The sequence below is a fragment of the Acetobacter cerevisiae genome (assembly GCF_001580535.1).
Classification (GTDB): domain Bacteria; phylum Pseudomonadota; class Alphaproteobacteria; order Acetobacterales; family Acetobacteraceae; genus Acetobacter; species Acetobacter cerevisiae.
The window spans coordinates 84,551-96,562 of sequence record NZ_LHZA01000154.1 but is presented as its reverse complement, the minus strand read 5'-3'; the positions used below and the strand labels follow the sequence as shown (position 1 = coordinate 96,562).

The following is a 12,012-nucleotide window of genomic DNA, read 5'->3' as shown; positions in this document are numbered from 1 at the left end:
AGAAAAGGGCGGCCTCGGCCTTGCTTCCGGGCGCTCAAAAGCCCTAGGGTCTCAGCCATCTTTTAATGGATATGAGTATCAATTTTATGGCTCGTTTTCTTGTTACTGGTGGCGCCGGATATGTTGGTAGCCACGTTGTTCTGGCCCTTCTGGATGATGGGCATGACGTTGTGGTGTTCGACAGCCTGCGCACGGGCCATCGCTCTGCCGTACCGGATGCGGCAACTTTCATTCATGGGGACCTGGCAGATCTGGAGTGCCTGAACCGCGTGCTGGCCGATGGTCCGTGGGATGGTGTGCTGCATTTTGCCGCCCTCTCTCTGGTAGGTGAGAGCATGCAGGACCCGATGCTCTATATGTCCGCCAATGCGGGCATCGGCTTCGGGCTGATTGATGCCTGCGTGCGCCATGGCATCAAACGGTTTGTGTTCTCGTCCACTGCGGCTCTGTTCGGCTCTGCCGGGGATGAACCGATCAGCGAAGACACCCCTGTTGACCCCGGCTCCCCATATGGTGAGAGCAAATACATGGTGGAACGCGCCCTGTACTGGGCCGACCGTATCCATGGGCTGAAGAGCGCGTGCCTGCGCTACTTCAACGCCGCCGGTGCTGATCCTGCTGGCCGCGCCGGGGAAGACCATCGGCCGGAAACGCATCTGATCCCGCTGGTGATTGACGCCGCCCTCAAGCGCCGCGCGGCTCTGACCCTGTTCGGGCAGGATTACCCCACGCCAGACGGCACCTGTATCCGTGACTATGTGCATGTCACGGATCTGGCCCGCGCGCATCTGGCTGTTCTGCCCCTGCTGAACGAGAAGAGCGTGACGTTTAACGTTGGCACCGGGCGCGGCAATTCCAACCGTGAAATTATTGAAAGCGTCGCCCGCGTGACCGGGCTTGAAGTGCCCTGGCAGGCGGGTGACCGCCGCCCCGGCGATCCGCCGTGTCTGGTGGCCAGCCCCAAACGCCTGATGGCCGCCACCGGCTGGGCTCCGGAATTCACGGATATCGACCGTATTGTGGAAACCGCCTTTGCATGGCGCAAAGACCACCCGCAGGGTTATGCAGACTAAGCCGAAACACTTTCCCTTGGCCCTGCTTTACGTCTGTTTGCAGACATTACGCAGGGCTTTGCCCGCGAGGTGTGAGGTCGCCGCATTTGTAACAGCCGGGGCAGCCATGTCCCTGCTTATGCAGAGGGGCCGGACTACCGTACTCATCTGGCCGGGGTCACGCCCTTTGCGGACCCTCGGCAGCGCGTCTCCACCACACAGGCCCCGTGGTCTGCCATTGGCCGGGTGCAGACGGAACTCGGTTCCCGCTGCACCGGCTTTCTGATCAGCCCTGTATTGGTGGAAACAGCAGCCCATTGCCTCTGGCTCACGCAGCCTCAACGCTTCGTTCAGCCCAGCAGCGTGCATTTTCTACGCGCCTATAGTGGCGATAAATTCACGGCCCATGCGCGCGTTGTCCGCTTTATTGTGCCGCCCGGTTATTCTCCCAACAAAGAAAGCCTGAGCGCCGGGCTGGACCATGCCACACTGGTGCTGGACCACCCGATTGCGCGCCCGGATGAGGCCTTTCACGTCAGCACCACACCCGACGACATTAAACCCGGTATGGCGGTTGTGCTGGGAGGCTACGAGCAGAACATGCCGGATGTCATCACGGCGGATCTGCATTGCCATATGACCGGCCTGACGCACGACAGGAGCGGCAATCCTCTGTTCTCCCATGACTGCGCCGGCACACACGGCAGCAGCGGCGCGCCCCTGCTCTATCAGGACGCTTCAGGATGGCATATGCTGGGAGTGCAGGTTCTGGCAAGCAGCGCCCACGCGGGCGGTCAGGCGGTGCCGCTCTTAAATAGTCGAAGCGGCACGTCGGAAGATCCGCAATAGCGTTTTCTTCCTAGCGTAACACGCCATCCCGCACCTTACCGTGCGGTGACCAACGCACTTTGCAGCAGCCTCCCGCGCGCGCCCTTCCAAAAAGCGCAAGACATTCGTAACGTCGTCAAACCTGCGCAGGCAGTCCTTCACTCCGCGCCGCAGCCTCCAGAATCGTTTTCAGCAAACCGGGAAAGCGCGCCTCCAGCTCAGCATCCCGCAGGCTGTTCATGTGAGTCACACCCACAACCAGAGTCCGCACCAGCCCCGCTTTTCGCAGCACACTAAAATGGTGAGAGACGGAGGATTTCGGCCTGTCTCCCTGCAACGGAGCGCAGGGTTGCGGCTGCAAAACCGAGAGTTTCTGCACAATGGACAGCCGATACGGGTCGGACAGCGCATGCAGAATGGCCGTTAACTGAAACGCCTCTGCAGGCGGATGCTCATACTGCTTCATACGTTTTTCCTGCCCTTTGCCCTTGCGCACGATAATAGTTCGATTATTGTCGAACTATTCACTCACCCGCTTCATTTTGAAAAAGGGCCTCATCCATGCCAACTCTCTTTGACCCCTATACCTTAAAAGACGTCACCTTACGCAACCGTATTACTGTTGCCCCCATGTGCCAGTATATGGCGCAGGATGGTGTGCCGAATGACTGGCACCATGTGCATTACGCCGGCCTTGCCCGGGGCGGCTCTGGTCTGGTGGTGGTGGAAGCCACGGGCGTTTCTCCCGAAGGCCGCATCACCCCGGGCTGCCTCGGCCTGTGGAATGATGAACAGGCTGCGGCTTTCGCCCCGATTGTGGAGTCCATTCGCAAGGCTGGCGCTGTGCCGGGCATTCAGATTGCGCATGCAGGCCGCAAGGCAAGCGCTAACCTGCCGTGGGAAGGGGATGACCATATCCCTGAAGGCGACCCGCGCGCCTGGCAGCCCATTGCTCCCTCTGCCATTCCGTTTGGTGCCAACCTGCCCCGCACGCCGACGGAAATGACGCTGGACGATATTGCCCGCGTGAAAGCAGACTTTGTCAAAGCCGTGGAACGCGCACGGGATGCAGGCTTCCAGTGGCTGATGCTGCATTTTGCGCATGGCTATCTGGCTCAGAGTTTTTTCTCTCCGGACGCCAACAAACGCACAGACCAGTATGGTGGCTCTGCTGAAAACCGGGGGCGTTTTCTGGTGGAAACGCTGGAAGCCGTGCGGAAAGTCTGGCCGGAAAACCTGCCGCTGACCATTCGGTTTGGCGTAATTGAATTTGACGGCCATGACGATGAAAACCTGCGGGATTCCGTCGCCCTCCTCAAAAAACTCAAAGAGTCCGGGCTGGATTTTCTGGATGTGAGCATCGGCTTTTCCTCCCCAAATGGTCAGATCCCATGGGGTGCGGCGTTCATGGCGCCGTATGCACACCAGATCAAACAGGAAACCGGCCTGCCCGTTTCCACCTCCTGGTATATCAGTGAAGGGCGACAGGCTGATGCGCTGATCCGCACCGGCACGCTGGACGCCGTGGCTCTTGGCCGCCCGCTGCTGGCTGACCCGCACTGGCCCTATGCTGCGGCGCGGGCCGTGCATAAAAAGCAACCCGCAGGCGTTCTGCCCCCGCCGTATGGCTGGTGGCTGAACCGTTACCAGTAAAGCCTGCTAGATTCCTCTCTGTTTGTCCCAATCACGGGAAGCAGAGAGAATTTTCTTGCAGACACGATTTCTTTGTAAAAGCCTGAAAGAGCGGAGCCACATGCCCCGCCCTTTCAGATAAAATCTGATAATCAGTGACTATTTTAAAATCCTATTACGCGGACTCAAAATACGGCTGCATGCCTCTGGCTTGCTTTTTTAAAGCAGCCATTTCAAGCCACTCTGTAAAATACCTTACTCCCGAACAGTTTTTCAGGATTCCTTTTTCGGCATCCCAACGCACTGCTCCGGACCCGGAAAGCTGCGGTTGCGCACAGCTTCGGCATACTCTGCCACGGCTTTGTCCACCTGCTCGCCAATCGCTGCAAAGCGTTTAACAAAACGCGGGGTGAAATCAGAGAAAAGCCCGAGCATATCTTCCCCGACCAGAATCTGACCACCACAGGCCGGAGAGGCCCCAATGCCGATTGTCGGCACGGAGAGCGTTTCCGAAATCTCACGCGCCAGCGGTTCCATGGTGCTTTCAATCACAATGGAAAAAGCCCCGGCGGCTTCAATCGCTTTTGCGTCCTGCATCACCTGCTCGGCCTCGCTCCCACGCCCTACGGTGCGGAAACCGCCGTGCGTATGCACAGCCTGCGGCTTGAGGCCGATATGGCCGATGACCGGAATACCGCGCTGAGTGAGGAAGTGGACAGTTTCAGCCATTTCCACGCCGCCTTCCAGCTTCACGCAGCCAGCCCCGGTTTTCGCCATGATTTCAGCCGAGACAGCAAAGGCCTGCTGCGGGCTCTGCTGGTAGCTGCCAAACGGCAGATCAATCGCCACACAGGCGTTCTGGCTACCGCGCACCACGGCCTGCCCGTGCGCAATCATCATCTCAGGCGTAACGGCCAGCGTGGAGTCCATGCCATAGACCACCATGCCCAGAGAATCCCCCACCAGCAGGAGGTCACAATGCGGGTCCATCAGGCGGGCCATGGGGGTGGTGTAGGCCGTCAGCGCGACAATGGGGGCGTCCAGCGCCACGAGGGATCGCGGGGTGTGCCGTCTGGCTGTCACATGTTTGCTCAAGACTGTCTCTCCTGCTCAAAAAAGCTGCTGAGCGGCACCTTTCACGCCTGATGGCACCCCTGTCCACCCATCGCCTGCAAAGTTTTTTCCTGAATACGGAAAGAGAATGAAAACAGAGTGTTGACAACAGGCCGCCTGACCTCTAATTCCTCCCTCAACAACCCCGGAGGAGTGCCCGAGTGGCTAAAGGGGGCGGACTGTAAATCCGCTGGCGTACGCCTACGTTGGTTCGAATCCAACCTCCTCCACCATTTTTTCTGAAAATAAAAATACTAGCTTAGCGCTTCGTAAATACGAATTGTGCTGTGTTTACCCGACAGATTTTATCTGTGGGGCAATTTTGCGTGTACACGCCCTGAAAGCGGCGGCATGCAACGAAATTCCCATGCAGCATTCTGCACGGTGAGTTGGAATCCCACCCCTTCCGTTACAAAACCTCACAACACGGCATCAGAGAAACGAACTCTCAGGATTGCCGCCTCAGCACCGCCCCTGCCCATCCAGATACTTCCGCAGTCCCTTGCGGCCTTTTTTGAGCAGGATCGGCAGGATCAGCCGCCAGACGCGGGGCATCATCAGCATCAACTGAGCCAGAATGCCATCTGAGCTGGGGCAGAACACCTCCGCACGCGGGCGGCGCAGCAGGCCCATCACAATAGCGGCTATGCCGTCTGCGGTGGCGGGAGCGGTGACGAAGTTGAGCGGTGAGCCACCGTTATCAATCTCGCGCTTGAGCATGGGCGTATCGACCGCGCCCGGAAAAACGGACGAGACATGGATGCCGCGTTTGCGCACATCCTGCGCCAGAGAGAGCGCAAACCCGCGCAGCCCAAACTTGCTGGCCGTGTAGATACTGCTGCCCTCCAGCGGCACGAGAGCGGCCATGGAGTTGATAAACACCACATGCCCGCCCGAGGGGATATGCGGCAGCAGCTTCATGGTCAGGAGAATGGGAGCTTCAAGATTGACGGCCAGCTGGCAAGAGACAGAGGCTGTATCGCCGCCCCCCATGCGCTGCGGCACAATCACACCGGCGCAGTGCACCAGCGCCTGCACCCGGCGGCCGAGCGTGGCAATCTGCGCCACAACCTGTTCAATCTGCTCAGGCTTCGTCAGGTCACACGGTATCGGCGTGACAAACGGCTGCTCATCGCCCCCGCTCCGGCTGAGCGCCAGAACATGATAGCCTGCCGCCACCAGACGGCTGACAAGCGGCACACCAATGCCCCCCGCGGCCCCGGTTACAAGGGCCAGCGGGCGGGTTGAAGAGCGAAGATGTTCAGAAGTCGTCACGAGAGCAAAGCCATCCATTCTTTTGGCTAGCATTCGCCCGTTTTTGTGAGACGTGCAAGAGAGGCCACCTGGTTATCAGCCTTACATTACGCGCCCGGCTACCGCCTTCAGTTTGCTGATAAGCGCAGGGTCCCGCGCTTCCGGGGCGGTAATCAGGGCATATTCCAGCGCTCTGTCACACCCGGCAGAACACAGACCGCGCGGCTGGCCGAGGGCGGGAATCACCGCTTTCACCAGCGCCTTCGCTTTGGCGGAGTTGCCCTGCATGGTTTTCACCACGCTTTCTACCGTCACGTTGTCGTGGTCTTCGTGCCAGCAGTCATAATCCGTCACCATGGCGACGGTCGCGTAGCAAATCTCGGCTTCCCGCGCCAAAGTCGCTTCCGGCATGTTGGTCATGCCAATCACGGAGCAGCCCCATGAGCGATACAGGTTGCTTTCCGCACGGGTGGAAAACTGCGGGCCTTCCATCACCAGATACGTACCGCCACGGGTCGCCTCAATGTTCAGCGCCTTGGTCTGGGCTTCCAGCACGTCGCCAATACGGGCGCACAGCGGGTCCGCCATGGAGATATGGGCCACGCAGCCGGTGTCAAAAAAGCTTTTTTCCCGCCAGATGGTGCGGTCAATAAACTGATCAACAATCACAAAATGCCCCGGCGGCAGCTCTTCTTTCAAAGACCCGACGGCAGAGAGCGAGACAATGTCCGTCACGCCGGACATTTTCATCGCGGCAATATTGGCGCGGTAGTTCAGGCGAGACGGCGGAATGGGGTGCCCCCGGCCATGGCGCGGCAGAAAGACGCAGCGCACGCCATCCAGTCTGCCAAACAGAAGCTGGTCAGACGGCAGACCCCACGGGGTTTCAACAGTCCGCCATTCCTTCTCTTCCAGCCCGTCAATATCATACAGGCCGGACCCGCCAATAAGACCGATGACGGGTTCCACAACTTCATTTTGAGACATGAGACCAGATTCTCCGTTTCAGGATAACAAGAAGACAGGCGAGAAAACACAGATAGAGCACAACCCCAACCCCCAGCCTGCGTTTGTCATCCGCATGCGGGTTGGAAATCCACGCCAGAAAGGTTGTGACATCCCGCGCTTCCTGCTGCGCAGTGGGCTGGGTACCATCCGCATACAGCACGGCATTGTCCCGCAAAGGCGGCGGCATGGCTGTGCGGTGGCCAATGGCATAGGGGTTGGCAAACCCTGCTTCCGGGGGCGTTGGCGCAGGATGCCTTTCTGCATCAGTCCCTGCGCCAGAGGCAGGCACCTTTGCAGGCACATAGCCCGTCAGCAGCGCATATACGCGGTCCGGCCCGCCGGGATAGACCTGCGTAATGCGGGACAGATCAGGCGGCACTGCGCCACGGTTTGCGGCGCGTGCGGCATCCGGGTCCGCATAGGGCCGGGGCAGCGCATCATCCGGAGTGGCTTTGCGATGTTTGAGATGCCCTTCCGCATCCCGCCCAGCGACAACCTGCCAGGAGGCCGCAAGAGCCGTCACCTGCTCCGAGGTAAGCCCCATATCGCCAAGGTCTGAAAAATGCACCTGCGTCAGGCTGTGGCAGGAGGCACAAACGCCGGCAAACACCGCATAGCCGCGCTGTACGGCTCCCAGATCAAAATGCCCTAAAGGCCCGTTGAAAGACCAGTTCTGTGCAGGCGCATGGGCCGGAGCTCCCGGGGGAGGCGCTGCCAGTGCGGAGGGTGTGAACGCACCGTGCCCAACCGGCGTGACGGAACAAACCAGCACGCCCAGCGCAACACGCGGCAACCAGCCCAAACCATGCCAGCGGACAGCCGCAAAAGACCGCACCGGGAAAGACCTCCGCGTCTTCAAGACCGTGCCTCCTTACGCGCCAGCCGACTATAAAATGGCAGAAAACCGAGGAAATAAAGGTAATATCCCAGCGTTGCCAGACGCCCGATTAGCAACCAGACACCCTGCACATGGTGCCGCCCTGCAAGCCCGGCCAGCACAAAGGAACAGACCAGAACCGCCAACGCCACACGTGGCAGCCAACGCAGGCCGCCCCACCGGCCAGCCGCAAAGGTGGCGGACGTCCCCCGGTCCAGCCAGGGCACAAACAACAGGATGGCCACCGCGCCACCAGACACCAGCAGCCCGAAAAACTTGGAGGGCACAGCCTGCAACATCCCGTAAAACGGCAGGAAATACCATTCCGGCTCAATGTCCGCAGGCGTGTGCAGAGGGTTGGCTGGACGGTAATTTTCCACCTCAGTCACCAGCCCCGGCCAGAGGCACATGACCAGCGTGAACAGAATGGCTAGCACCACCACGCCCAGACCATCCTTGACTGTAAAATAGGGGTGGAACGGCAGCATCCGCGCCCGGTTCTGCCCCGCAGGGCCTGACGGGCTTGTGCTACCTTTGGCATGCAGAACCGCCACATGCAGGATGACCATGCCGACAATGGCAAAAGCGAGCGTGAAGTGCAGCACGAACATCCGGTGCAATGTGGCCGTGCCCGGTGCATCACCGCCCAGAAAAACCCGCTCCAGCGTGTTCCCTACCAGCGGGATCGCGCCAACAGCTTTGCCTGCTACATCGGCCCCCCAATAGGACATCTGGCCCCACGGCAGTACATACCCGGCAAAGGCGGTGATCATCACCATCATCAGCAGAACCGTGCCAACACCCCACAGCCCCTGACGCGGCGCACGGTAGGAGCCGTAACACAGCCCCCGGAACACATGCAGATAGAGGGCGGCCATGAAGAACGTAGCCCCCGTCATATGCATACTGCGCAGAAGCCAGCCGAAGGGCACGCGCCGCTCCAGCGTTTCGACAGAGGTAAAGGCCAGCGAGGCATCGGGCGTATAGGTCAGCGCCAGTGTCAGGCCGCTCAGCAGCATCAGAGCCAGAACGGCCACCAGCATGGCGCCAATGGTCCACAGCAGGTTGAGGTCTCGCGGCAGGAGAAACGCCATATACTCCCGCACAAACCCATAGGCCGTATGCGTCTGAGCTGGACCACCCGCTACGGAACCAGCCAACGTTTCCGGCACGGGCTGCACCGAAACCGGCCCCGTTGGCGGCTGATAGGCCTGATCCTGACACGATGGTGTGCCTGCCATCCGTTCCCCCTCACCTCTGCCAGACACGGCATCCCGAACGCCGTACAGAACAGTGTTGTCGTGTTTAACGATGAACGGCATGATCTTGCAATGATCGTCAGGAAGGCGCACCTCTAAGGCCTTTAGCAGGCGCGGGTGAGCCTCCATCCGCGCGTGAGAGGAAAAAAGACCCGGCTATGACTCCCACCAAAGCGTATTCTGTGCCCGCCCATACAGCTCTGAAAGCGGAAGCTAAAGAGTGGTTTGAAACCCTGCGTGATAAGATCTGCGCTGCCTTTGAGCAGATAGAGCAGGACGCCGTGCAGCAGAACGCGCCTATCCTGCCGGGGCATGAAGCCGCAGGCCAGTTTGAGCGCAAAAGCTGGAACCGCCAGAATCAGGACGGCACCCCCGGCGGTGGCGGTGTGATGAGCCTGATGCGGGGCCGCGTTTTTGAAAAAGTGGGCGTGAATGTCTCCACGGTGGAAGGCACGTTCTCCCCGGAATTTGCTGCCACCATTCCCGGTGCGTCGGAAGACCCGCGCTTTTTTGCAACCGGCATCAGCCTTGTGGCGCATATGTGCAGCCCGCTGGTGCCTGCAGCGCACTTCAACACCCGTATGATCATCACCACGCAGGGCTGGTTTGGCGGCGGCGGGGATATTACCCCCATGTTCCCCGAAAGTGCGGAAGCCATTGATGACGCCGCCCGTTTCCACGCCGGGTTTGAGCAGGCCTGCGCCCGCCATGACCCCGAGTATTATCCGCGCTTCAAAGCCTGGTGTGACAAATACTTCTATCTGCCACACCGCAACGAACCGCGCGGTTTGGGCGGCATCTTTTATGACCGGCTGGATAGCGGGGACACCGCGCAGGACTTCGCCTTCACCAAAGATGTCGGCCTTGGTTTTCTGGAAACCTATCCCGAAATTATCCGGGACCGGATGATGGAACCCTGGACGCCGGAACAGCGCGAGGCGCAGCTCATCCGCCGTGGTCGCTATGTGGAATTCAATCTTCTGCATGACCGCGGCACGCTGTTTGGCCTGAAAACCGGAGGTCATACGGAAGCGATTCTGATGAGCATGCCGCCGGAAGTGAAGTGGCCCTGAGCGACCGACCGTAATTTTGCCGCAGATCGCTGGTGCGGTCTGGCGGGGCTTGCAGGACTCCACTCCCTGAGTCTTCCGGCCCCGCCCCTTTAAGGACGCTCAGACAGATACGCCGACTGGGAGGTTTTTCACACGTGCCGCGCACTGATCAGCCAGATCATTCTTCTTCCGCCAGACCGATCTCCCGCCGCCTGCTCTTAAGCGGTCTGGGGGGCGCCGCTGTCGCGTCTCTGCTGCCGCGCCACGCCGCACGCTCCGCCACGCCGCTGAATACCCAGCCTCTGCCGCCGCTGATTGTAGGCGGCTCCTCCGAGAGCATCTGTGGCCAGTGGGCCGCCCTGCTGGCCCCGATCCTTGCGGAAGAGATGCATTATGCAGATCCCTTCCCCCTCCGCCTGACCACCGGCTGGGATGGTGTGACGGGTGGCAATCTGTTTGACATTCAGCAGGAACAGGCGACCCCGCCTTCTGGCCTGGTCGTGCCCGGCTCCGGCCTGATTGCCGCTCTGACGGGCGATCCCCGCGTGCATTACGATGCCCAGCGCTGGCTCCCCGTTTTCATGAGCTATCAGCCCACAGTCACCATTGGCAAAATCAGCCTGCACCGCAGTTTTGCCAGCTTCCTGCAGGGCCGCCCCTTACGCGTGGCCGTTTCTGCTGTTTCCGGCCCGGAACTGCCCACCCTTGTGGCTCTGGACCTTTTGGGCATGCATCCTTTGCCCGCTCCGGGCTACGGCACGCCGGACACCGCCATTGCCGCGCTGAAGGCTGGCACTGTGGATGTCATTCAGCTTCCGTTTGACGAAGAGTATGAAGAACGGATGGCCTCCCTGCAGGATGATGAGCCGAACACGCAGCCCCTCTTCTCCAATGTGCTGCCGGCTTCAGTCTCCCCGCGCCTGCGCCTGCCGCCTGACTTCACGACCATTTTCAAACAGGAAAGAAAGCGCCTGCCCTCCGGGCGGCTCTATGACGTGTGGAAAACAGCGGCTTCGGCTGCCAGCCTGAAAGCCGGGCTGATGCTGCCCAACCTGTCTCCGCCAGATCTGGTTGCCCGGTTCCGGCACGCCGCACAGGTCGCTGCCAATGAGCCCGCTTTACGCGCCCACGCCCGGGAGCAGAATCAGCTGCTTTTTGCAGGCCTCCCCTGCTCAACACTCTATGCGGATATGATGCCGGATCTGGACCGTATTCTGGCGCTCCGCCGGTGGCTGTCCGTTAATATTCCGCGCTGGCGGGATGCCCCTGCGGGCAAGCCGTTACCGCCGACGGCGACGCAGCAGAATACGGACTGACCCCTTATTTCCCGCATGGGGATAGGTCACGCCCAGAATCCGATGGCGCATCTCCGCGCGGGCCAGCCAGTGTGGCAGCTCCCGCCGCAGGATGCCGCCCTCCTGCCCGGTACCAAGGCCTGTCACCACTTCCACGCAGCGCAGGCCGCAGCGGAATGACACATCCATAAATTCCATCAGTCGGCGGAACGCATCTTCCGCAACCATGCCGTGCAGGTCGAGCCGCCGCTCCACCTTCATCTTGCCGTCGGTAAAGGTGCGCCAGCTGTAATTATCGACACCCGGAGAACGCCGCCCGATTTCCTCCACCGGCTGCACCACATGCTGCACCCGCACAGGAGGCACGGCGGCTGGCACAAACAGCGGGATATCCACCGTGGTTAAACGTCTTTTATGCCGGGGCTGTTTTTTCTGCGCGGCCAGAGCCAGACGCTTGCCTTTGGCCTCTTCCGCCGCAGTCGCCTGCTCATCTTCAGTGGCATTCTCGGGGGAGAGGCCCGGACGCGGCACATGCAAGGGCGCTACGTCCCGCACCACTATGGACCACAGCGCCTTTTCTTCTTCACGGAGATGACGCCGCCTGACCACTGGTATTCCTTCCCAAATAAAAACGGCCCCTTG

The 12,012-nt window shown here is 60.3% G+C and carries 12 protein-coding genes and 1 tRNA gene; 6 read left to right on the top strand and 7 right to left on the bottom strand.

The annotated features are described in order from the left end of the window. The first annotated feature begins 86 nt into the window (after positions 1-86). The gene (gene galE / locus AD928_RS11510; RefSeq protein WP_062250719.1) at positions 87-1,073 is read left to right on the top strand and encodes a UDP-glucose 4-epimerase GalE; all 987 of its coding nucleotides are present in this window, start codon (positions 87-89) and stop codon (positions 1,071-1,073) included. Between the two features lie 225 nt (positions 1,074-1,298). After that, positions 1,299-1,901, top strand: coding sequence for a trypsin-like serine peptidase (locus tag AD928_RS11505; RefSeq protein ID WP_233420057.1), 603 nt, complete (start codon positions 1,299-1,301; stop codon positions 1,899-1,901). A 115-nt stretch (positions 1,902-2,016) separates the two neighbouring features. Here AD928_RS11505 and AD928_RS11500 read toward each other — a convergent pair whose 3' ends face one another. Then, positions 2,017-2,346, bottom strand: coding sequence for an ArsR/SmtB family transcription factor (locus tag AD928_RS11500; protein WP_062250671.1), 330 nt, complete (start codon positions 2,344-2,346; stop codon positions 2,017-2,019). A 95-nt stretch (positions 2,347-2,441) separates the two neighbouring features. Between AD928_RS11500 and AD928_RS11495 the strand changes: the two genes are divergently transcribed. Continuing rightward, entirely contained in the window at positions 2,442-3,533 is a 1,092-nt protein-coding gene (locus AD928_RS11495; RefSeq protein WP_062250669.1) for an NADH:flavin oxidoreductase/NADH oxidase, read from the top strand. Positions 3,534-3,785: 252 nt separating this feature from the next. On the opposite strand, the gene panB is transcribed toward AD928_RS11495, so the two are convergent. Then, complete coding sequence (panB, locus tag AD928_RS11490; protein ID WP_062250668.1) at positions 3,786-4,607, bottom strand: 3-methyl-2-oxobutanoate hydroxymethyltransferase; 822 nt, start codon at positions 4,605-4,607, stop codon at positions 3,786-3,788. 165 nt (positions 4,608-4,772) lie between these two features. Between panB and AD928_RS11485 the strand changes: the two genes are divergently transcribed. Beyond that, positions 4,773-4,858, top strand: a tRNA-Tyr gene (locus tag AD928_RS11485). A gap of 229 nt (positions 4,859-5,087) precedes the next feature. On the opposite strand, the gene AD928_RS11480 is transcribed toward AD928_RS11485, so the two are convergent. From AD928_RS11480 to AD928_RS11465, 4 genes are all read right to left on the bottom strand, one after another. Further along, positions 5,088-5,900 carry an SDR family NAD(P)-dependent oxidoreductase gene (locus tag AD928_RS11480; RefSeq protein ID WP_233420056.1) on the bottom strand — a complete coding sequence of 271 codons (813 nt, stop codon included), beginning with the start codon at positions 5,898-5,900 and terminating at the stop codon, positions 5,088-5,090. A gap of 81 nt (positions 5,901-5,981) precedes the next feature. After that, the gene (locus AD928_RS11475; protein WP_062250665.1) at positions 5,982-6,866 is read right to left on the bottom strand and encodes an S-methyl-5'-thioadenosine phosphorylase; all 885 of its coding nucleotides are present in this window, start codon (positions 6,864-6,866) and stop codon (positions 5,982-5,984) included. Beyond that, entirely contained in the window at positions 6,853-7,605 is a 753-nt protein-coding gene (locus tag AD928_RS11470) for a cytochrome c1 (protein ID WP_062250716.1), read from the bottom strand. The genes AD928_RS11475 and AD928_RS11470 overlap by 14 nt, the downstream gene beginning before the upstream one ends. A gap of 137 nt (positions 7,606-7,742) precedes the next feature. After that, entirely contained in the window at positions 7,743-9,005 is a 1,263-nt protein-coding gene (locus AD928_RS11465; RefSeq protein WP_082779874.1) for a cytochrome b, read from the bottom strand. Positions 9,006-9,181: 176 nt separating this feature from the next. Here AD928_RS11465 and hemF point away from each other — a divergent pair, with 176 nt between their 5' ends. Beyond that, on the top strand, positions 9,182-10,096 hold the full coding sequence (hemF, locus tag AD928_RS11460; protein ID WP_062250663.1) for an oxygen-dependent coproporphyrinogen oxidase: 915 nt from the start codon (positions 9,182-9,184) through the stop codon (positions 10,094-10,096). A 134-nt stretch (positions 10,097-10,230) separates the two neighbouring features. After that, entirely contained in the window at positions 10,231-11,391 is a 1,161-nt protein-coding gene (locus tag AD928_RS11455) for a response regulator transcription factor FixJ (protein WP_062250661.1), read from the top strand. Here AD928_RS11455 and AD928_RS11450 read toward each other — a convergent pair. Then, on the bottom strand, positions 11,356-11,979 hold the full coding sequence (locus AD928_RS11450; RefSeq protein ID WP_062250659.1) for a Smr/MutS family protein: 624 nt from the start codon (positions 11,977-11,979) through the stop codon (positions 11,356-11,358). The genes AD928_RS11455 and AD928_RS11450 overlap by 36 nt on opposite strands. Positions 11,980-12,012: the final 33 nt, after the last annotated feature.